This window comes from Dyella sp. SG562, from assembly GCF_011759495.1.
Classification (GTDB): domain Bacteria; phylum Pseudomonadota; class Gammaproteobacteria; order Xanthomonadales; family Rhodanobacteraceae; genus Dyella_D; species Dyella_D marensis.
Genome location: NZ_JAAOYS010000008.1, coordinates 238,098 through 258,769 on the forward strand (window position 1 = coordinate 238,098; position 20,672 = coordinate 258,769).

Genomic DNA, 20,672 nt, shown 5'->3' on the forward strand with positions numbered 1-20,672 from the left:
CCAAGAGAAAGTAAGCAAAGAGAAGGGCACCCTGCTTGGCGCCCTCAGCAGCGCAGCTGCTGAGGGTCCGTGAGGGCTGGCCGGGCTTTTTGACAGGGCATCCATGCCCTGATCAAAAAGGCGGGGACATCGTGTCCCCGCCCCCTGCGGGGCCTTTTCGTCCAGCCCTCACCGCCGGCGCCAAGGGGCCCGGTAGATCAAGATCAAGATCAAGATCAACTGCGAAAGCACACTGAGCATCGGGCTTCGCCCTCGCTCGGGTTGTGTGCGTTGTGATTGCATTCCTGCACAAAAACATGGGCGCGGGTGTTTTCACCCGCGCCCATAACATTGCTTCAAAACAATTAGCTCAGTTCACGCGCGAACTGCACTCCACCGGATCGCTGCAAGTCGAATCCACCGCCTGCATCGTCATCACGCTGTTCGCCTGCGGGGTCACCTGCACCTTGACGTCGTTGTCCTGGTAGACGATCTCGCCCTGCGTGTTCGCGGGAGCGGGCTGCGGGTCTTGGGGTGTGGCGACGCGGGAGGCGTCGGTGCCGATGGGCAGGACCAGGAAGCTGCCGCCCTGGGCGGCGAAGGCGGCGCGCACATTGCCGTTGAGGTCGTTGATCTGTACGTAGCGAATGCCGTTGCGTTCGAATACATAGACGTGCCAGCGCGGACTCGAACTCACGTCTTGTGCATTCGGCCAGGATTGGCCCAGGCCATTCTGATTGGCTGCGATGGCAGGTGCGCTGACCGCCATTCCCGCCAGCAGCGCGATAGCTGCGAGCGCCTTGAAACCGAAAGTCGGCAGATGCCGCATATGCGTCCCCTCCATTTGCAAACTGTGAATTTTAGAAAGATGCCGTAATAAAGCATCTGATTTCAACCAGCACCACGGCGTGGCACTGTGCTGTGGTTTGCGCTTCCGGGCGGGAAGCTACAAGTGGCAAAATGTGAACTGCGTCAAAAGATTGATCAAAACTTCGCCAAGTTCACGTGAATCCGAGGGCCTGTCGCCATTGAGCTTTGTGAAAAGCGGGAATTAATACTTGGTTCGTTTCGTAACGATTATTCCCATTTCACCTCATAATCATCGATATTTCACCCAGAGAAAATGTACCCCGAAATCCACTCGAATATCCCAGCAATCAAGGCGGCGCGAGAACACGCCCCGCCATTAGAGATAAACGCATTAATCCCCATTCCCCCTTCCTGAAAATCAGCGCTTCATCCGCTTGGCCAAGGCCATCGCATCGAATGGCGCACGCACTTTCTGGTCATTGTCGAAATACACATACACATCGCGCGCGGCGCGCTTCGGCGGTTTGCTGTCGGGCGATGCAAGCCTTGCATCGCGCGGCTGCGCGCCACGCATCCATGCCTGCAGCCGCGCGCTCCATGCGCGCAGCGCCGCAGGCGAATAACCGCTGGCGTAAAGCTTCTTGTCGCCATGCAGGCGCAGATACATGAAGCCGGCGGTGACGTCTTCCAGCAGGGGCCAGCGCTTCGCCGTATCGGCTACCACCAGCGCCACGCCATGCCGGCGCAATTGCGCGATAAAGGCCGGGTCGCGGAAGCTCTCGTGCCTGACTTCCATCGCATGGCGCAGGCGCCGCCGCCGATCCGTCTCCCAGGCGGTTTTCGATGCCGGCAGATCCGCATGGCGCCGCGCCAAGGCGGCGGCGCTTTCGGTGTCCTTCGGCAATTGCGCGAGAAACGCTTCCAGCACGCCCTCGTCATAACGCAGGCTCGGCGGCAGCTGCCACAGGATCGGTCCCAGCTTCTCGCGCAGGCACAGCACCCCGGAGGCGAAGAAATTCGCCAGGCCCTGTTCGGCGTTGCGCAGGCGCCGCATATGCGTCACATAGCGCGGCGCCTTCACCGCGAAGACGAAGCCGCGCGGCGTGTCGTCACGCCAGCGCGCATAGCTGGACGGACGCTGCAGGCTGTAGAACGAGCCATTGATCTCGATGCTGGCGAGCTGGCGCGAAGCGTAGGCAAGCTCCTCGCGCTGCGGCAGGTCGTCCGGATAGAACACGCCACGCCATGGCGCATAGCGCCAGCCCGAGATGCCGATGCGCGCCTTGGCCATGCGCGGGCCTCGCTAGCGCACGCCGGTGTCGCGCTTGGCCGCCTTGTCGGTGGCTTTCTCGCCTTCACGGATCTTGCGGTCGCGGTCCTTCTGGCCTTTACGGTCCTGGCGGGCCACGGCGTTGACGTTGCGGTCGCCGCTGCCGTGCGGGCGGTTGGCGGGTGGTTTGGGCATGTGAGGTACCTCGCTTCAATCTTCGGCGCCGAACAGGCCGGCCAGCACCTGGCGCGCCGTCTGGCGCACCACGCCGGCGCGGTCGGTATCGCCGCCGGCCAGGGCGCTCAGGTAGTGGCGGGCCTGCTCCCAGTTCACGTGCGGCGGCAGCGGCGGCACGTCCGGATCGGTCTCGGCCTGGATCACCACCGGGCCGTCCGCCGCGAAGGCGGCGCGCCACGCCTCGGCGATCTGCTCGGGGCGATCCACGCACAGGCCGCGAAATCCCAGCAGCTCGCCGTAGCGCGCATAAGGGAACGGTTCGACGTCCTGCGCCGCGTCGAATTTCGGATCGCCGGCCAGCGCGCGCTGTTCCCAGGTCACCTGGTTCAGATCGCGGTTGGACACCACCAGCACCACGAAACGCGGATCGCTCCAGCGCTTGCAGTACTGCTTGACGGTGACCAGTTCGGCATTGCCGTTCATCTGCATCGCGCCGTCGCCGACGATGGCCAGCACCGGCCGGTCCGGCCAGGCCATCTTCGCGGCGATCGCATAAGGCACGCCGCCGCCCATGGTGGCCAGGCCGCCGGAGAGGGAGGCGAGCATGCCATCGCGCAGCTTCACGTCGCGCGCGAACCAGCCGGTGTGCGAACCGCAATCGCCGCAGACGATGACGTTGTCGGGCAAGTGCGCGGACAACTCCCAGAACACGCGTTGCGGGTTGATCGGCGTAGCCGGCGCCATGGCGCGGTCTTCCAGCAGGCGCCACCATTTGCGCACGTTCAATTCGATGCGCTCGCGCCAGTCCGGATTGCGCTTCTCGCGCAGCAATGGCAGCAGGCGGCGGATCGTCGCGGCCGCATCGCCTACCAGGTTCACTTCCGCCGGGTAGCGCAGCGACATGTTGCGCGGCGCGATATCGATCTGCACCGCGCGCGCCTGGCCGTCCGGCGGCAGGAATTCCGAATACGGGAACGTGGTGCCGATCATCAGCAGCGTGTCGCAACCGTTCATCAGCGCCCAGCTCGGCTTGCTGCCGAGCAGGCCGATCGGGCCGGTCACGTAAGGCAGATCGTCCGGCAACACGGTCTTGCCCAGCAATGCCTTGGCCACGCCGGCATCGAGCCGTTCGGCCAGCTCGCGCACTTCCGCCGACGCGTCAAGTGCGCCCGCGCCGACCAGGATGGCGACGCGCTGGCCTGCATTGATCACCGAGGCGGCGCGCTCCATTTCCATGGCCGTCGGTTGCGGATGGGGCAGGGCAAGGCCGACGCCGGAATACACGTTGCCATGCTTGCGCGGCGGACTGGGCACGGCAGGCAGCAGTTGCAGATCGTGCGGCACCACCACCACCGCAACGGCACGTTCGGCCTGCGCGATGCAGATCGCGCGGTCCAGCACGTGGCGCACCTGCGCTGGCGTGGTGACGGTTTCCACGTAGTTGGCGACGTCCTTGAACAGCGATTGCAGATCCACTTCCTGCTGGTAGTCGCTGCCCAGCGCCGAGCGTGCCTGCTGGCCGACGATGGCCAGCACCGGCATATGGTCCAGCCGCGCGTCGTAAAGGCCATTGAGCAGATGGATGGCGCCCGGCCCTGACGTGGCCAGGCATACGCCGATCTGTCCGGTGAACTTCGCGTGCCCGCAGGCCATGAACGCCGCCATTTCCTCGTGGCGCACACGCACGTAGTCGAAGCGGTCCGCGGCGCGGCCCATCGCGCCCATCAAGCCGTTGATGCCGTCGCCCGGATAACCGAACACGCGCTTGATGCCCCAGTCGCTGAGGCGTTCGAGAATGAAATCGCCGACGGTATGCATGCTGCCGCAGTATGGGCACGCACGGTTCAAGTCCGCGGCACGCGCCCGTGAACGGGCTGTTGCACGCGAAGCATGCGCTGGCGAGCAGCCGCATTCATCGCACGTTCTTTGCCATACGCAATGTCGTCGCGCTCTTCACGGTCGACCAACATGATGTCGACTTCGTTCTGACTAGATTTCCAGCGCACCTCGACATCAGGAGTCCACGCATGAACGAACGGAACCGGCGCTCGAACGTCCGCGTCGCAGCCAAGCTCTCGGCCGCCGTGCTGCTCGCCTGCGGCAGCGGCGCCGCCGCTGCGCAGCAATCGCCCGCGCTGGATAACGTCAGCGTGTGGCTGGGCGGCTTCTATGCCAACACGGATACCAGAATCAGCGCGAACGACCGCAATAACCTGGTCCGCGGCCATATCAATCTGGAAGACGACCTCGGTTTTCCCGATCACAAGCTCAGCCCGCGCGCACGCGTCGACGTGCTGCTCGGCGAGCACCAGGGCTTCTCGTTCGATTACTACACGATCAATCGCGAGGAGACGCGCTATATCGCCCGCGCCATCGATTATCGCGGCGTGACGTATGGCGCTTCGGCCAAGGTCAGCGGCAAATTGAATTTCGATTTCGGCAGCGCCGCATATCACTGGTGGTTCGGCAGCGGCAATGGCGTATTCGGCCTCGGTGTCGGCGCCGCGTACTACGGCGTCAGTACGCGGCTGAGCGGCGAGGCAACCGTGCTCGGGCAGACGGCGCAGGCCACCGCCAAGAGCGACGACAACGCCTGGGCGCCGATGCTGCAGCTGGGCTGGCGCTATGCGATCAACGACCAGTTCCGCCTGTATGTGGATGCCTCGGGCGTGAAGAAGAACGGCGGCAAGCTGGGTGGCCATATCTACAACGGGGCGGTCGGGCTGGAATGGTTTCCCTGGAAGAACGTCGGCGTGGGCGCGGAGTACGGCTACACCAAGATCAAGATCAAGCAGCGCCACAATGCGTATGACGACCAGCTGGATATGAAGGTCAATGGGCCTTCGCTGTTCCTGCGGCTGCGTTTCTGAAACGCTACCTTCGCGCGTAGGTTGGGGTGAGCCAGAGGCGAACCCCAACGCATTGCATCGTGGTCGCATTGTTGGGGTTCGCCTTTGGCTCACCCCAACCTACGCCGTGCGGCGCTGTGTTCTTTCAGCGCCGCCGATGGCCGGCCCGCTTTGCCGCCTTCTTCGCCGGGGCTTTCTGCTTCGACCTCGCCGCCGCCTTCTTGGCTGGCGCTTTCTTCGCCGCCGGCGTCCGCTTGTTATCCGACAAGCTCTTCTGCAGCAGCGACATGAAGTCCACCACATTGGTCGCCGTTTCCTCGGCCGGCTCTTCCTCCCGTTCCACCGGCGTGACCACGCCCTTGGACTTCATCCGCTTCTCGATGGTCTTCTTCAGCCGGTCGCGGTATTCGTCCTTGTAATCGTCGGCTTTCCACTTCGTACTCATCGCCTCGATCAGCTGCTCGGCCATGTCCATCTCGCGCGCAGAGATGCGGTAATGCGAGGGTGCCTGGTCCGGAATGCTGTACTCGCTGGCGTCGACGATCTCCTGCGGATAGCGCAGCAGCATCAGGTACAGCGCCTTGTCGCGCGGCACCACCTCGCACAGGTATTCGCGCGAGCGGATCACCACCCGCGCGATGCCCACCCGGCCGGTGCGCGCCAGGATCTCGCGCAGCAGTACATAGCCTTTCTCGGCTTTTTTCGCCGGCACCAGCACGTAGGGCTTCTCGACATACTCCGGCCCCACGGCATCGGCCTCGACGAACGCCTCGATCTCCACCATCTCCTTGCTTTCCGAGCGGGCGGCCTGCACGTCCTCCGGCTCCAGCACCACATAGCTGCCTTTCTTGTATTCGAAGGCGCGCACGATGTCTTTCCACGGCACTTCCTCGCCGGTCTCGGTATTGACGCGCTCATAGCGGATCGGCGCGTTGTTGCGTCCGTCCAGCATGCGGAAATGCAGGTCCACGTTGCGCTCCGCGGGCATCAGCGACATCGGGATATTCAACAGGCCGAACGAAAGCGAGCCGTTCCAGATCGGACGAGGCATGGCGGGGCCACCCGGATAGCGGAAGGGGGATCGCAGCAAAGCGTGGCACGGGTAAAGCGGGCGTGACCGCTGCGTGTCCGCTGTACCGATGCCGGCTATCAACCTTATGGTCACAGCCGCAGCACTAGGCTGGCCCCACTGCCGGCGCGGCGCCGGCGCCGGCCGGTCCCGCCATGAAACTTCAGGAATATCGACGCAAGCGCAACTTCCGGCACACCGCCGAGCCGCCGCCCACGGCGCGCGCCAAGGCCGGCGGCAGCATCTTCGTGGTGCAGAAGCACGCGGCGCGGCGGCTGCACTACGACTTCCGCCTGGAGATCGACGGCGTGCTGAAGAGCTGGGCGGTGCCGAAGGAACCCAGCTTCGATCCTTCGGTAAAGCGCCTGGCGGTGGAGGTGGAAGACCATCCGCTGGCCTACGCGGATTTCGAAGGCGATATTCCCGAAGGCAACTACGGTGCCGGCCACGTGGATTGCTACGACCGCGGCGTGTGGTCCGCCGAGGGCGATGTCGACCAGCAGCTGCGCAAGGGGCATTTGCATTTCACCTTGCATGGGCAGCGGCTGAAAGGCAGCTGGCATCTGGTGCGCGGGCACCGCAAGGAGCGGCAACCGTCGTGGTTCCTGATCAAGGCGCACGACCGCTATGCGGTCGAGGACGGCGAGGCAGCCGGGCCGGCGGCGAGCAAGAGCGCGAAGAAAGGCATGGCGAAGAAGACAGCGAAAGCGGTACCCGCCGCGGCGAAGCATGCCAAGGCCAGCCGCCAGCGCACCGCCCGGCGCGCCTCGCTCGCCACGCTGGCCAAGCAGGCCGCCGCGCTGCCGGGTGCGCGCAAGGCCGCCATCCAGGCCGAATACTTCGCGCCGGAACTGTGCCGCCTGGTCGAACAGCCGCCCCGCGGCGACCAGTGGCTGCACGAAGTGAAATGGGACGGCTACCGCCTGCTCGCCGCCATCGCCGACGGCGAAGTCACCTTGTGGTCGCGCAACCGCATCGCCTGGACCGGCCGCGTGCCGGCCATCGTGCATGCGCTGGAGCTGCTGGGCCTGGACAGCGCGCGCCTGGACGGCGAGCTGATCGCCATCCGCCATGGGCACAGCGACTTCGGCACGCTGCAGCAGGTGCTGTCCGGCGAATCGCGCGCGCCGCTGATGTACGCGATCTTCGACCTGATCCATCTGCAGGGCCACGACCTCAGCCGCGTGCCGCTGCACGAGCGCAAGCAGCTGCTGCAGCGCCTGCTGGCCGCCGCGCCCGATACGCAGCACCAGCTGCTGTTCAGCGCCCACCACACCGGGGGCGGCGAGGGCATGTTGCAGCTGGCCGAAAAATGGAAGGTCGAAGGCATCGTCTCCAAGCTGGCCGACTCGCCGTACCGCGGCGGCCGCGGCGACGACTGGCGCAAGTCCAAGCTGATGCAAAGCGACGAGTTCGCGGTAGTCGGCTACACCCCGGGCAAGGGGACGCGCGAGGGTTTCGGTTCGCTGCTGCTGGGCCGGCCCAATGCCAAGGGCGGCTGGGATTTCGCCGGCCGCGTGGGCACCGGTTTTGGCGCGGAGCAGCTGCGGCAGATAGCCGCGCAACTGCGTCGGCACATACGCAAATCGCCGCCGGTGGAACAGGACACCATCGATCCCCTGCTGCGCCAGGCCACGTGGGTGGCGCCCGCCGTGGTGGTGGAGGTGTATTTTCGCGGCTACGGCAACCACGGCCTGTTGCGCCAGCCCAGCCTCAAGACGGTGCGCCTGGACAAGGACATCGGCGACCTGGGCCAGGGCGAGGGCGAGCGCGAGCGCGCATCCGCCGCATCGGCCAGGCCATCGAAACGCAGGCGCGGCGCCTCGTCCGCGCAGGAGCCAGCCATGGTGACCATCACCCATCCCGAGCGCGTGATCTATGCCGACCTGGGCATCACCAAGCAGGACGTCGCCGATTACTACCAGTCCGTGATGCCGGTGTTTCTGCCGGGCGTGGCCGGCCGGCCGGTCTCGGTGCTGCGCTGCCCCGAAGGCACCGCGGGCGACTGCTTCTTCCAGAAGCACATGATGAAAGGCCTGCACCACGTGCGCGGCGCGAAGCTGAAAGAACAGCGCGGCGACAGCGCGATCTATCTATGCCCCGACGACGCGGAGGCGGTGATGGAGCTGGTGCAGTTCGGCGTCCTCGAATTCCATCCCTGGGGTGCGCTGGCCAGCGATCCGGAGCACGCCGACGTGATGGTGTTCGACCTCGACCCCGCGCCCGACGTGAAGTGGCCGCGCGTGGTGGCGGCCGCCCGCCTGGTGCGCAAGCTGCTGGGGCAGGTGGGCCTGGCGTCTTTCCTGCGCACCACCGGCGGCAAGGGCCTGCACGTGGTGGTGCCGTTGCGCCCGGCCTGCGCGTGGGCGCAGGTCAAGGGCTTCGCGCATGCGTTCGCCGATGCCCTGGCGCGCGCCTGGCCGGACGAATTCATCGCCCAGGCCAGCAAGAGCCGCCGCGAAGGGCTGATCTTCGTCGACTACCTGCGCAATGCCCGCGGCTCGACCAGCATCGCCTCGTACTCGCTGCGCGCGCGCAAGGGCGCGCCGGTGGCGATGCCGCTGCGCTGGGACGAGCTGGGGAAATTGAAAGGCGGCGATGCGTTCGATATCCGCACGGCCGTGCAGCGGCTGAAGCGGCAGCGCAAGGATCCGTGGGAGGGCTTCGGCGAGATCGAGCAGGGCATCGAGGATATCGATGCAAGCCTGCTGTCGATGTAACCGATCTCGCGGTCCGCCGTAGGTTGGGGTGAGCGCAGCGAACCCCAACGCGGTGTTCCCGGTGCCGGGCACGTTGGGGTTCGCCTTTGGCTCACCCCAACCCACGCCATGCGTAGCGGGTGCCGTGCTTACGAATGCAGCATGTGCTTCATCCGGCTCATCTGATCGTGTCCGCTGCGCACCGAGATATTCGCGTCGGCGATGATGGCCTTCGTATCCTGCGTCACCTCGCCATCCTCCAGCGCGTGCTCGAACTTGTGCTTGATGTGGTCCTCGCCGCGTTCGACCTCGTCGATCACCGCCGCGTCGCTCTTGCTCAGGCTGTTGCGCAGATTGGTGAATACCCGATGCGCCGAGGCCAGTACGGTGCCGCTGTCCTCCGGCTTGCCGCCGAGGAAGGCCACGCGTTGCTGCAGCTTGCCCACCACCTGTTCGCGCTCGGCCGCGCGGTCGCGGAACAGGCTGGCCAACTGCGAGCTCTTGGCGTCCTTGGACGCTTCGGCGTAGCCGTCGGCGCTGTCGAGCGTGGTGGCGATGAGGTCGTTGAGAACCTTGACGTCGTGCTGGTTGGTGGCAGTCATGGATAGTCTCCGCTAAGGGGGGATGAATGTCCGGTGGCGGACGGCGCCGCATGGCACGGTTGCTGCTGCGTTCAAGCTGCCACCGAAGACAGGAGAAACGTCATGTCGTTGTCGATGATCCTCTTGATCGTGCTCGTTCTGTTGCTGATCGGTGCCGTGCCGGCCTGGCCCTACAGCCGTGCCTGGGGTTACGGGCCCAGCGGCGGACTCGGCGTACTGCTGATCATCGTGATCGTGCTGCTCCTGATGGGCGTGCTGTGAACCCTCACGCCTCGCCGATGCGGCGGCAGTGCCGCCGCATCGGGTATCGCAACATCCATGCCAGCGTTCGCCAGCGCGTCGTTGGCGCCAGGGCGGCGCGCGGCCGCGCGGATGGCTGCGCGCTGCTGGTAGTAAGTGCAAGCGAAGGAAGAAATTACACGCCGGCTCTCGCGCCGGCCGGGCCGGCGGACACGGCGTGGCGACGCGCTGTCGACCATGCGTTCACCGGCGGGAACAGGGAGGCTCGTCATGGCCTGGTGCCGCACCTAGGGCTTGTGTGCCAGCTCGTCGTCGGTCGACGCGTAGCGGGCGAGCTTGTTGTAGATGGTCTTGAGGCTGATGCCCAGCACGTCGGCGGTGCGCGCCTTGTCGTAGTTGAAGTACTCCAGCGTGCCGAGCAGCGCGCGCTTTTCCATTTCCTCCAGCGACATGCCCACGTGCATGTCGAAGCGGGTGCGGTCGCGCAGCGGCGCGTCCATCGCCTGCAGCGACGCGGGTATGTCGATCGAATCTTCCGCCAGCACGAAGGCGCGCTGGATCACGTGGCGGAGTTCGCGCACATTGCCGGGCCAATGGTGCGCCAGCAGCCGCGTCATGGCGTCGGCGGAAAACTGCTTGTTGGTGCCATAGCGCTCGTTGAGCCGCTCCAGCAGGTGCGCCGCGACATAGGGAATGTCGTCCGGATGCTCGCGCAGCGCCGGCATGCGGATGGGAAAGTCCATCAGCCGGTAGTACAGGTCCTGGCGCAGCAGGCCCTGGTCGACCGCCCCCGCCGGCACGCGGTTGCAGGCCGCCACCACGCGCACGTCCACCGGCTGGCTCTTGTTCGAGCCGACGCGGGTGACGCGCCGTTCCTCCAGCACGCGCAGCAGATGCGTCTGCAGCGCCAGCGGCATCTCGGTGAATTCGTCCAGGAACAAGGTGCCGCCCTCGGCCTGTTCGAAATAGCCGGCATGGTCGCGCACCGCTCCGGTAAAGCTGCCGCGCTCGTGGCCGAACATCTCGCTGGGCAGCAGCTCCGGCGCCACCGCGCCGCAGTTCACCGCCACGAAGCGGCCCTTGCGCCCGCTCAGTTCATGCACGGCGCGCGCGGCCAGTTCCTTGCCGGTGCCGCTCTCGCCGTGGATCAGTACGGTTATGTCCATCGGTGCCACACGCTCGATCTTCTCGAACACCGCGCGCATCGCGCGGCTATGCCCGATCAGCGCGCCGCAGTGCGTCTGCTGGCCTTCGCCAGCCTGGCGCAGGGCGGCGCTGGCACGCGCGCGATCCAGCAGTTCCTCGAGCTTGTCGCCGCGGATCGGCTTGACCAGGTAGTCCGCCGCGGGCAGCCGCACCGTGCGGATCGCCGTGTCCACCGTGGGGAAGCCGGTAAGCACGATGGCCTGGCCATGGCGCGACAGTGCGATGCGTTCGAGCAGGTCCAGGCCATTGCCGTCGGGCAGGGAGACATCGATCAAAGCCAGGTCGTAGGTATGCGCCGTGGCCGCATCGCTCGCCGCGGCGAAACTGGCGGCGGAGATCACCTTGCAACCCTTGAGTTTCGCGTGGGCCGTCGTCGCCTGCAGGCATCCGGGATCGTCGTCGACCAGCAAGATCATGGGTGCAATGGATGTCATGGAGTTCTCAAGCGGGCGTGAGCCGGCGAGGCGCGCCGCCGTGCGGCCGGGCGTCGCCGGAATGCCGCGGAAACCGGGGCGTTCCGCGGAAGAGGTGTGTCGTGCGCTATCGATGGTGCATGGGCTCGGGTGCACACCTCGTCTAAATCGCGTGGACGGGCCGACACAGCATCCGTGATCCGATGGCACACCGTTTGCTGCGCAGGAAGCGGTGCGTTTGCCGCGCGCGCAGGAGAGGCGATGTCCGAATTACCCGTAGTGATGCTGGTACCCGATGCGCGCGGCGAGGTGGAACGCGCGGCGCAACGCCTGCGCGAGGCCGGCTTGCGCAACCCCATGGTGCACCTGCGCAGCCTCGACGATCTCGCGCCATGGCGCAGGCAGCATCCGTGGGAGATCGCCTTCCTGATCGTCCCCACCGAGGCCTGCAGCGAATACCTGGCCGGCGATGCGGCGCGTCCGTTGCCGGCCTATCCGGTCTTCGCGCTGCACAGCATCGGCGGCCGGCTGATGGCTTCAGTGTGGTCGTCGCCGGGTGCGGGCGCCGCCTCGCCGGTGCCGTTCGACGCGCGCGGCGTGGTGCGCTCCCTGCACAAGCTGGGCCTGCGCTGGCTGGTGATCTGAGCGTCAGAACGGCGGCGTGTCCTCGCTCTCCACCTTCAGCCGGTTCTCCACTTCGTGCACGCCGCGTGCGCTTTCGGCGATCGCTTCCGCATCGCGCCGTGTCTGGCGCGAGGGCACCATGCCGGCCAGCAGCACGCGGCCATCGCGCACGCTGACGTCGATCTCGCTGGCGTCCACGTCGGCATCGCCGGCGAGGCGTTCGCAGATGGTGTGGAGGATGTCTTCGTCGTCCGGCTGCGCGCGGCGCGGCCCCTGTTCGCCTGCATGGCCGGCCGGATCGCCGGGTTCGTCGCGCGGATCGCGCTGCGATGGTTTCATGGCGTTCTCCCGATGGCCTGTGCCGCATCGGCACGCATACGCCATGCCAATGCCGGCGTGCCCGCCGCGTTCACGTGGCGGCGCGCCCGATTGCATGCCTGTTTCACGCGTGCCGCTTCATCCTGCGGCCGCCTGCGGAGGAACCTCGCCATGAACGATCGTGACCGCAAAGACACGCGCCACCCGATGGACTCGCCCGAGACGGCGCCGGAAACCGAAGCCGAACGCGCGGCGCGCAAGCGCAAGGAAAGCGAGAACCAGGACCACTCCCTGGAGGAGACCTTCCCGGCCAGCGATCCGGTGTCGCCGTTCGTGCCGGCGAAGGCGCCGAAGGACGACGACTAGCTGGCGTGCGCCGGCGTTGCGTTCCTTCGTCATGCCGGACTGCCCGGGCGTCGCATCCCTTAAGTCATGCAGGCCTGCGCCGGCATGACGGGAGATGCCGGCCAAGCGCCTGGCTTCAATCGACTCCGGCCAGCGTGTAGATCTTGCTGAGCAAGGCGCCCATATCGAACGGCTTGGTCAGCATGTCCATGCCTTCCCGCAGCGGCGGCCCCTGCTGCAGCACCCACGAATCCGCATAGCCGGTAGTGAACAGCACGCGCAGGCCCTGCCGGTGCGGCGGTGCCTTGTCGATCATCATGCGGCCGTTGATGCCGGGCAGGCCGATGTCGGCGATGGCCAGGTCCAGCGGCTGCGGTGAACGCAGGATCTCCAGCCCGCGGTAGCCGTTGTCCGCCTCGATCACCGCGAAGCCCATCTCGCGCAGGCGCAGCGCCACCGGTTCGCGCACGGCCGGTTCGTCCTCCACCAGCAGGATGGTCGGCTGGCCTTCGAGCTTGCGCGGCCGCGGCGGCTCCGGCACGGCGACGCTCTCGGTGGCCTGGCCGGTGGGCAGGTAAAGCGTCACCGTGGTGCCGCGGCCCGGTTCGCTGCGTATGCGCACGCTGCCGCCGGACTGCACCGCGAAGCCGTACACCATCGACAGCCCAAGGCCGGTGCCATGGTCCTTGGGCTTGGTGGTGAAGAACGGATCCATCGCGCGCTTGAGCGTGGCCTCGTCCATGCCGCAGCCGTTGTCGCTGATCGCGATGGCCACGTAGCGGCCGCGGGCCAGATGCGGCACCTGCGGCGGGCTGCCGGCGTTGTCGAGCTGGCCGATGGTGATGGCGAGCAGGCCGCCGTCGCGCATGGCGTCGCGCGCATTGATCGCCAGGTTGAGCAGGGAGCTTTCGAAATGATGCGGGTCGCACAGCACCAGGCAGGGTTCGCGCGGGAAATCCAGGCGCAGCGTGATCGACTCGCCGATGGTCTGGCGCAGCAGCTGTTCCATGCCCAGGATCGATTCGCGCACGTCCACCGAGCGCGTCACCAGCGGCTGGCGCCGCGCGAACGCCAGCAGGCGGTGGGTGAGGGTGGCGGCGCGGTCGGCGGCGCTGTGCGCGTTGTCGATAAAGCGCACGGTGTCCGGCAGCACGCCCTGGCCCGCGCGCAGCCTGGCCACTTCCAGCGAGCCGATGATCCCCTGTAGCAGATTGTTGAAGTCGTGCGCGATGCCGCTGGTCAGCTGGCCCAGCGCCTCGATCTTCTGCGCCTGGAACAGCTGTGCGCGCGCCTCTTCCAGATGCCGCTCGCTGTCGCGGCGCTCGCTCACGTCGCGGATCACCAGGGCGAAGCCGAGCAGCCGGTTGGACTGGTCGTGCACCGCGTCGACGATCACGCAGGCCTCGAAGCGGCTGCCGTCGCTGCGCATCTGCAGGCATTCGGCGGCGGCCTTGCCTTCGGCGCGTGCTTCGTCCAGCAGCCGCCGCGGCAGGCCGGTTTCGACGTCCTCCGGCGCGAAGAACGTGGCGTAGTGGCGGCCGACCACGTCCTCGGCCTGGAAACCGTTGACCCGCCGCACGCCGTGGTTCCATTCGGTGACCAGGCCTTCCACGTTGAGCATGCAGATCGCGCAGTCCGACACGCTGTTGACGAACAGGCGGAAGCGCCGCTCGCTCTCGCGCAGTTTTTCCTCGGCCATGCGCCGGTCGGTCATGTCGCGCAGCATCTTGGCGTAGCCGATCAGTTCGCCGTGCTCGTCGCGGATCGCGTCCAGCGCCACGTAGGCCCAGAAGCGATGGCCGTTCTTGCGCACGCGCCAGGCTTCCTCCGCATGGCGGCCGACGCGCGCGGCAATGGCCAGCGCATATTCCTCGCGGTGGGCGCGGCGTTCGGCGGCCGGGTAGAACATGGCGGCGGACTGGCCGATCACCTCGTCCGGCCGGTAGCCCAGGATGCGTTCAGCGCCCTTGTTCCAGCTGACGATGCGGCCGTGCGCGTCCAGCATGTAGATCGCGTAGTCGACGATCGAATGCACGAGCAGTTCGTAGGAAAGCGGGGTGGCGGTCGGCACGGGAAGCTCCGTGGACTGGCCAGGTTCGGAATGGCCCGCCGGTGCCAGTCCAAGCTCGCCGGAGGCCGGTTCGCCGCCGGCGCCGTGGCCCGTGGGCGGCCTTGTCGCATCGCGTTGCCGGCGGTCCGTCCCGGTCACGAGGCCTGCGCGTGCCAATGCGAAGCGTCACCGGCGGCGCGGCCGCAGGCCTCGTCGATCGCCGACAGCAGCTGGCGGCGCCCGTAGGGCTTGGGCAGGAAGGTGGCATGCGGATGCGACCAGCCGCTGAACGGGTCCATGTCGCCGGACACCACCACCATCGCCGCGCGCGAGCCTTGCGCGCGCAGCTTGTCCACCAGGGCGGTACCGCTCATGCCATTGCCCAGGTTCACGTCGGTGAACACGATGTCGATGTCGTCGCGCGACAGCGCCACGCGAAAGCCTTCTTCCGCATTGCGCGCATGCAGTACCTGGTAGCCCGAGGAAATCAGCAGGACGCTGGTGACTTCCAGGATTTCGGGCTCGTCTTCGATAACCAGGATGGTGGACATGGCGGGTATCGCATGCAGCGGATGGGGCTTGGGGACTGTAGCGGCACGCGCAGTCATGGCGGCGTGACGGCAGCGTGCATAGCTTGCCGGGCCGCGCAGCGCCGCGCGGCCTGATCCATGCAAAGAACGCAGCCGGCCGGCAATATTTTCAGTGCGCGTCAGCTCAGCACCGCCGGCGTATCGAATGGCAATTGCCGTGCGCCGATCTCCGCCAGCCGCGGCGCCGCCCGCGCCAGCGCCTCGCCGCTGCCGTCGAGTACCAGCAGGATGCGGCCCTGCGCGATCTCGTCCTCGAACTTGCGCCGCACCGGATCGGGCACCGACGAGCCGGCCAGCGCGCTGGCCCAGGCGCCCATGCTGGCGCCGATCAGGGTCATCGCGCCGACGCCCGCGAGAGTGAGGCCGATCGGAGCGATGCTCACCGCCACCACGCCGGCCAGCAGGCCCGCCGCGCCGCCGCCGACCACGCCGCGCACGGCGGCGGGGTAGAAGTCGTTGTCGACCACCTTGCGCTGGTCGGGAATCGCTTCGAGCTCGATATCGTCGCGCGCGATTAGCGAGATGTCGTCGAAAGCGATGCCGGACTCGCGTGCGATCTTCATGCCGCGCTTGACCATATCCATGCCGTCGGTACTGAAGACGTGTCTGGTTTTCATATCGGCCTCGTCTGTCTGCGTGGGGAAAGCGGTGCCGCGCGTTCACGTGCCTTGCGCGCCGCGGCGGGAACACTGCGGGCATGGCGGACGGGCCGGATCCCGTTCCCTTGCTCACCAGCGCCGGAGGAACCCGTGTCCATGGCTGAGAGCTCCCCGCATTCCCGCGATGCAAGACGCGTGCTCGTCTACGCGCCGATGGGCCAGGCGCCCGGCGGACACGAGCTGGCCACCCACCTGTGGGTCGCCGAACGGCTGGCCGGCCTGCTCGGCATGAGCTACGGCGGCATCGGCCGCGATACCGAACGCCGGCCGCAGGGTGAGCGCTACGTGGTGCCCTACCGCACCTTGAATGCGCGCGAGGCGCGGCGTTTCGGCATCGCCGGTCCGGCCGACCTGTTCGGCGGCGTGGTGAACGAGGATTTCGTCGGCACCAAGCTGATCACGCATGGCCTGGTGCATCCCGGCAGCGTCGCGCCGCCGGGATGGTCGGAACGCTTCGCCGAGCGCATCGCCGACGTGGTGCTGCCGGGCTATTCGGTGTTCACCGCCAGCGACCTGCGCATCGCCGCGGCGCAGCTGCTGCGCGATGGCAGCGTGCGCATCAAGTCGCCATGGGACATGGGCGGCCTGGGCCAGCGCGTGGTGTCCACGGCCGCGGAGCTGGAGCCGCTGATCGAAGCGGCCGGGCCGGGTCCGTGGCTGGACGGCGGCTACGTGGTGGAACGCAATCTGCAGGACGTGGCCACCGTGAGCGTGGGGCAGGTGGTGCTGGAAGGCATCCGCGCCAGCTATGTCGGCCGCCAGCGGCTCACCCGCAACCACGACGGCCTGTGGGTCTATGGCGGCACCGACCTGCTGTGCGTGCCGGGCGGCCTCGAAGCGCTGCGCCAGCTGCCGCTCACCGGCGACCAGCGCCTGGCGGTGGAGCAGGCGCGCTGCTATCACGACGAGGCGCTGCAGTGTTTTCCGGCCATCTACGCCTCGCGCGCCAACTACGACGTGGCGCAGGGCCGCGATGCCGCCGGCCGCTGGTACTCGGGCGTGCTGGAGCAGTCCTGGCGCATCGGCGGCGCCAGCGCGGCCGAGGTGGAGGCGGTGGGCGCGCTGCAGGCCTATCCCTCGCGCCGCACGGTCTGGGCCGCCACCCGCGAGAGCTACGACCCGCGCGAGCCGGTGCCGCCGGACGCCAAGATCGTCTACCACGGCGACGACGCGCAGGCCGGCTTCCTGATCAAGTACGTGAGGACCAAGCGCAGTGCCGGTACGTGACGACGTCATCCATATCAGCATGCGCGGCCGCGAACTGGCCGGCACGCTGATCTCGCCCGCGCCGCGCATGCCGGCGGTGCTGATGGTGCACGGCTGGGGCGGCAGCCAGCGCCAGTACCGCGCCAATGCGCACAAGGTGGCGGCGCTGGGCTGCGTCTGCCTGACCTTCGACCTCACCGGCCACGTCGCCACCGCCAGCCAGCGCGATACGGTGTCGCGCGAGGAAAACCTGCACGACATGCTGGCCGCGTACGACTTCCTCGCCGCGCATCCGCTGGTCGAGCACGATTGCATCGCGGTGGTGGGCAGCAGCTATGGCGGCTATCTCGCGGCGCTGCTCACCGAGCGCCGCCCGGTGCGCTGGCTGGGCCTGCGCGCGCCGGCCATCTACCGCGACGAGGACTGGGGCGTGCCCAAGCGCCTGCTCGCGCGCGTGCAGAAGCTGGCCGACTACCGGCGCGAACCGCTCGCCGCGGAGGACAACCGCGCCCTGCGTGCATGCTCGCGTTTCACCGGCGACGTGCTGATCGTGGAATCCGAGCATGACGAGATCGTGCCGTCGCCGGTGCTGGCCAGTTACCGCAAGGCCTGCGCACAAACGCATTCGCTCACCTACCGCGTGATCCGCGGCGCCGACCACAGCCTGGGCGACGAGGCCTCGCGCGAAGCCTACAGCTCGATCCTGGTGCACTGGCTGGAAGAAATGCTGCTGGGCGCGCGCGGACAGGTGCGCGCCGCTTCGCCGAACGTGCGCGGCGGCGACAAGCAGGAAACGCCGCTGCGCCGCGCGAAACAGGGCCACGGCTAAACGCTCACGCCATCACCAAGTCGATTTGACAGCGGATTCATAGCGGCGAACCGACCATCGAACGCGCAAGCATCCCTTCCCACCGCTTCCGCGCGAGGACTCCTCACGATGGCCACCCGCACCCGCTCCAAGGCGACCACCGCCGCCAATCGCCAGCGCGCCGTCCAGCGCGGCATCGACGAAAAAGACCAGGCCAAGGCCGGCGCCGCGAACAAGCCGGCCAAACCCAAGCAGGCCGGTGCGCGCAAGCAGCCGGAAATCCCCTTGCCGGAACAGCACCAGGCGAAGCCGGGCAAGGAACACCAGCTGCGGCCGCGCCCTCGCTTCGAGGCACCCGATTACAAGGGCAGCGACAAGCTCAAGGGGATGGCCGCCCTGATCACGGGCGGCGACTCGGGCATCGGCCGCGCCGTCGCCGTGCTGTTCGCGCGCGAGGGCGCCGACGTCGGCATTGTCTATCTCGAATCCAGCGACGACGCGGAGGAAACCCGCCGCCATGTGGAGGAAGAGGGCGGCCGCTGCCTGCTGATCCAGGGCGACGTGGTCGATCCGGATTTCTGCCGGCAGGCGGTGGACGAAACCGTGGAGGCATTCGGCCGCCTCGACGTGCTGGTCAACAACGCCGCTTTCCAGGAACACGCCGACAGCCTGCAGGACATCACCGAAGAACATATGGATCTGACCTTCCGCACCAATCTGTACGGTTATTTCCATATGGCGCGCGCGGCGCTGCCGCATATGAAAGCCGGTGCCAGCATCATCAATACCGGCTCGGAAACCGGCCTGTTCGGCAATCCCAGGCTGCTCGACTACTCCGCCACCAAGGGTGCGATCCACGCGTTCACCCGCTCGCTGTCGGCCAACCTGGCGAAGCAGGGCATCCGCGTGAATGCGGTGGCGCCGGGGCCGGTGTGGACGCCGCTCAATCCGGCGGACCAGCCGGCGAAAAGCGTGGCGAAGTTCGGTTCGTCCAATCCCATGGGCCGCCCCGCGCAACCGGAGGAAGTGGCCCCCGCCTATGTGTTTCTCGCGGCGCCAAGCTGCGCCAGCTATATCTCCGGCGCGATCCTGCCGGTGATGGGAGGCCCCACCGGCTGAGCGGGAGGAGGGCAGGCAGCGCATGAGCATCACCGACCTCACCATGCCCTGGTACATGTTCGTGATCCGGGGCGCCGTCGCCTATATCGGCCTGCTGGCGCTGCTGCGGCTGGCCGGCAAGCGTACGTTCGGCGAGCTGTCGGCATTCGACATCGTGGTGCTGATCCTGGTGGGCGGCACTTTGCGCACGGCGATCGTGGGCGACGACAACTCCTTGCTGGGTGCGTTCATCGGCGTGGCCACCATCCTGGCGCTGGACCGCATCATCGCTTTCTTCGCCGCGCGCATGTCCGCGCTCAACCGGCTGGTGGAAGGCGAACCCGCCGTGCTGGCGCGCTATGGCCTGGTCGACCGCGAGGCGCTGCGGCGCAACAACGTGCCGATGGCGATGTTCGAGCGCGCCATGCGCGCGCAGGGCGTGCGCAGCGTCGGCGACGTGGTGGAGGCGCGGCTGGAGCCGAACGGCAAGATCACCATCGTGCATCGATGAAGACCGCGCCGACAGCGCCGGCGCGCGGACATCCCAGCCGCCGCGTCATCCTGGCGGCGCTGCTGGGCAACGGCGCCATCGCCGCCACCAAGGCCGTGGCCGCGTTCGTCACCGGCAGCTCGGCGATGTGGAGCGAGGCGGTGCATTCGGTGGTGGACACCGGCAACCAGTTCCTGCTGCTGCACGGCATGCGCCGCGCGGCGCGGCCGGCGACGCCGCGGCATCCGTTCGGGCACGGACTGGAGCTGTATTTCTGGGCCTTCATGGTGGCGATCCTGATTTTCGGCCTGGGTGCCGGCGTGTCGATCTACCAGGGCATCGACAAGATCCGCCAGCCGCATCCCATGCAGCACGTGTGGGCCAATTACGCCGTACTGCTGGCCGCGGCCGTGTTCGAGGGCAGCGTTTGGCTGCTGGCCTTGCGCACCTTCCGCCGGCAGACGCGCCGCGCGCCGCTGCTGAGCGCGGTGCGCGCCAGCAAGGATCCCACGGTGTTCACCGTGCTGTTCGAGGACACCGCCGCGCTGCTGGGCATCCTGGTGGCGCTGGCCGGCGTCACCGCTTCGACGGTGCTGCATCAGCCCCTGTACGACGGGCTGGCCTCGGTGGTGATCGGCTTGATCCTGGCGGCGACCGCTCTGCTGCTGGCGAACGAGTGCCGCAGCCTGCTGGTGGGGGAGGCGGTGCGCCCCGAGGTGGCGGACGATGTGCGGCGGCTGGTGCTGGCGCAGGCGGAGGTGAGCGGGGTCAACGAGTTGCTGACGATGCATTTCGCGCCGCGGGAGGTGTTGCTGAATATCAGTGTTTCGTTTGTGCCGTCGTTGTCGGCGGGGGTGATTCAGGATGCGGTGAACCGCATGGAGAGGGAGATCAAGAGGATGCATCCGGAGATCCGGAGGGTGTTTATTGAGGCCCAGTCTGGGCCTCGGAAGGGGGGAGGTTAGCTCGTCATCCCGGCGTAGGCCGGGATCCAGTTTCTGTGTCGCCTGGTTTTTGCGTTACCGCGGACTGGCCGCTTATGCAGCGGGCATTCCGGACGCCTGCCGGCGCCCGGGTCACTTTCTCTTTGCTGGGGCGGTTTCAACCGATCGATGCAACAACTTCCCGCAGCTTCTCGACCGGAGTCAAGAAGCCCAGCGTCTTGCGTGG

21 protein-coding genes are annotated in these 20,672 nt (G+C 67.3%); 10 read left to right on the forward strand and 11 right to left on the reverse strand.

Features of this window, described 5'->3' with window-relative positions; translation table 11 throughout:
• Nucleotides 1-349 precede the first annotated feature (349 nt).
• The 4 genes from FHW84_RS16035 to FHW84_RS16050 all read right to left on the reverse strand — a co-directional run bounded on the left by FHW84_RS16035 (nucleotide 350) and on the right by FHW84_RS16050 (nucleotide 4,054).
• Nucleotides 350-808 carry a hypothetical protein gene (locus tag FHW84_RS16035; RefSeq protein ID WP_167256970.1) on the reverse strand — a complete coding sequence of 153 codons (459 nt, stop codon included), beginning with the start codon at nucleotides 806-808 and terminating at the stop codon, nucleotides 350-352.
• A gap of 399 nt (nucleotides 809-1,207) precedes the next feature.
• Entirely contained in the window at nucleotides 1,208-2,080 is an 873-nt protein-coding gene (locus FHW84_RS16040) for a DUF72 domain-containing protein (RefSeq protein WP_167256971.1), read from the reverse strand.
• Between the two features lie 12 nt (nucleotides 2,081-2,092).
• On the reverse strand, nucleotides 2,093-2,254 hold the full coding sequence (locus FHW84_RS16045; protein ID WP_167256972.1) for a hypothetical protein: 162 nt from the start codon (nucleotides 2,252-2,254) through the stop codon (nucleotides 2,093-2,095).
• Nucleotides 2,255-2,269: 15 nt separating this feature from the next.
• Nucleotides 2,270-4,054, reverse strand: a complete 1,785-nt coding sequence (locus tag FHW84_RS16050; RefSeq protein WP_167256973.1) for a thiamine pyrophosphate-requiring protein — start codon at nucleotides 4,052-4,054, stop codon at nucleotides 2,270-2,272.
• 209 nt (nucleotides 4,055-4,263) lie between these two features.
• On the opposite strand from FHW84_RS16050, the gene FHW84_RS16055 reads away from it, so the two are divergent.
• Nucleotides 4,264-5,106 carry an outer membrane beta-barrel protein gene (locus FHW84_RS16055; RefSeq protein ID WP_167256974.1) on the forward strand — a complete coding sequence of 281 codons (843 nt, stop codon included), beginning with the start codon at nucleotides 4,264-4,266 and terminating at the stop codon, nucleotides 5,104-5,106.
• Between the two features lie 124 nt (nucleotides 5,107-5,230).
• On the opposite strand, the gene FHW84_RS16060 is transcribed toward FHW84_RS16055, so the two are convergent.
• Complete coding sequence (locus FHW84_RS16060) at nucleotides 5,231-6,136, reverse strand: Ku protein (RefSeq protein WP_167256975.1); 906 nt, start codon at nucleotides 6,134-6,136, stop codon at nucleotides 5,231-5,233.
• Between the two features lie 173 nt (nucleotides 6,137-6,309).
• Here FHW84_RS16060 and ligD point away from each other — a divergent pair, with 173 nt between their 5' ends.
• Nucleotides 6,310-8,874, forward strand: coding sequence for a DNA ligase D (gene ligD, locus FHW84_RS16065; protein WP_167256976.1), 2,565 nt, complete (start codon nucleotides 6,310-6,312; stop codon nucleotides 8,872-8,874).
• A gap of 128 nt (nucleotides 8,875-9,002) precedes the next feature.
• Here ligD and FHW84_RS16070 read toward each other — a convergent pair whose 3' ends face one another.
• The gene (locus FHW84_RS16070) at nucleotides 9,003-9,455 is read right to left on the reverse strand and encodes a PA2169 family four-helix-bundle protein (protein ID WP_167256977.1); all 453 of its coding nucleotides are present in this window, start codon (nucleotides 9,453-9,455) and stop codon (nucleotides 9,003-9,005) included.
• A gap of 108 nt (nucleotides 9,456-9,563) precedes the next feature.
• On the opposite strand from FHW84_RS16070, the gene FHW84_RS16075 reads away from it, so the two are divergent.
• Complete coding sequence (locus FHW84_RS16075; protein WP_208399825.1) at nucleotides 9,564-9,716, forward strand: DUF3309 family protein; 153 nt, start codon at nucleotides 9,564-9,566, stop codon at nucleotides 9,714-9,716.
• Nucleotides 9,717-9,982: 266 nt separating this feature from the next.
• Here the strand turns inward: FHW84_RS16075 and FHW84_RS16080 are convergent, their stop codons facing one another.
• Nucleotides 9,983-11,317 carry a sigma-54 dependent transcriptional regulator gene (locus tag FHW84_RS16080; protein WP_167256979.1) on the reverse strand — a complete coding sequence of 445 codons (1,335 nt, stop codon included), beginning with the start codon at nucleotides 11,315-11,317 and terminating at the stop codon, nucleotides 9,983-9,985.
• A 258-nt stretch (nucleotides 11,318-11,575) separates the two neighbouring features.
• Between FHW84_RS16080 and FHW84_RS16085 the strand changes: the two genes are divergently transcribed.
• Entirely contained in the window at nucleotides 11,576-11,959 is a 384-nt protein-coding gene (locus FHW84_RS16085; RefSeq protein WP_167256980.1) for a hypothetical protein, read from the forward strand.
• 3 nt (nucleotides 11,960-11,962) lie between these two features.
• Here the strand turns inward: FHW84_RS16085 and FHW84_RS16090 are convergent, their stop codons facing one another.
• Nucleotides 11,963-12,277, reverse strand: coding sequence for a BON domain-containing protein (locus tag FHW84_RS16090; RefSeq protein ID WP_167256981.1), 315 nt, complete (start codon nucleotides 12,275-12,277; stop codon nucleotides 11,963-11,965).
• 150 nt (nucleotides 12,278-12,427) lie between these two features.
• On the opposite strand from FHW84_RS16090, the gene FHW84_RS16095 reads away from it, so the two are divergent.
• Nucleotides 12,428-12,622 (forward strand): hypothetical protein, encoded by a 195-nt coding sequence (locus FHW84_RS16095; protein WP_167256982.1) that lies wholly within the window; start codon nucleotides 12,428-12,430, stop codon nucleotides 12,620-12,622.
• 115 nt (nucleotides 12,623-12,737) lie between these two features.
• Here the strand turns inward: FHW84_RS16095 and FHW84_RS16100 are convergent, their stop codons facing one another.
• The 3 genes from FHW84_RS16100 to FHW84_RS16110 form a co-directional block, all read right to left on the reverse strand.
• Nucleotides 12,738-14,672 carry a PAS domain-containing hybrid sensor histidine kinase/response regulator gene (locus FHW84_RS16100; RefSeq protein ID WP_167256983.1) on the reverse strand — a complete coding sequence of 645 codons (1,935 nt, stop codon included), beginning with the start codon at nucleotides 14,670-14,672 and terminating at the stop codon, nucleotides 12,738-12,740.
• Between the two features lie 134 nt (nucleotides 14,673-14,806).
• The gene (locus FHW84_RS16105) at nucleotides 14,807-15,202 is read right to left on the reverse strand and encodes a response regulator (RefSeq protein WP_167256984.1); all 396 of its coding nucleotides are present in this window, start codon (nucleotides 15,200-15,202) and stop codon (nucleotides 14,807-14,809) included.
• Nucleotides 15,203-15,360: 158 nt separating this feature from the next.
• Nucleotides 15,361-15,858: a hypothetical protein gene (locus FHW84_RS16110; RefSeq protein WP_167256985.1), complete on the reverse strand. Its 498-nt coding sequence runs from the start codon at nucleotides 15,856-15,858 to the stop codon at nucleotides 15,361-15,363.
• Nucleotides 15,859-15,996: 138 nt separating this feature from the next.
• Here FHW84_RS16110 and FHW84_RS16115 point away from each other — a divergent pair, with 138 nt between their 5' ends.
• From FHW84_RS16115 to FHW84_RS16135, 5 genes are all read left to right on the forward strand, one after another.
• The gene (locus FHW84_RS16115; RefSeq protein ID WP_167256986.1) at nucleotides 15,997-17,127 is read left to right on the forward strand and encodes a DUF3182 family protein; all 1,131 of its coding nucleotides are present in this window, start codon (nucleotides 15,997-15,999) and stop codon (nucleotides 17,125-17,127) included.
• A complete protein-coding gene (locus FHW84_RS16120; protein WP_343203610.1) occupies nucleotides 17,114-17,935 on the forward strand; it encodes an alpha/beta fold hydrolase in 822 nt (273 codons plus the stop codon). Before FHW84_RS16115 ends, FHW84_RS16120 begins: the two co-directional genes overlap by 14 nt.
• Before the next feature lie 108 nt (nucleotides 17,936-18,043).
• Nucleotides 18,044-19,033, forward strand: a complete 990-nt coding sequence (locus FHW84_RS16125) for an SDR family oxidoreductase (protein ID WP_167256987.1) — start codon at nucleotides 18,044-18,046, stop codon at nucleotides 19,031-19,033.
• A gap of 22 nt (nucleotides 19,034-19,055) precedes the next feature.
• Complete coding sequence (locus FHW84_RS16130) at nucleotides 19,056-19,523, forward strand: YetF domain-containing protein (protein WP_167256988.1); 468 nt, start codon at nucleotides 19,056-19,058, stop codon at nucleotides 19,521-19,523.
• Nucleotides 19,520-20,467, forward strand: coding sequence for a cation diffusion facilitator family transporter (locus tag FHW84_RS16135; protein ID WP_167256989.1), 948 nt, complete (start codon nucleotides 19,520-19,522; stop codon nucleotides 20,465-20,467). Before FHW84_RS16130 ends, FHW84_RS16135 begins: the two co-directional genes overlap by 4 nt.
• The last annotated feature ends 205 nt before the right edge of the window (nucleotides 20,468-20,672 follow it).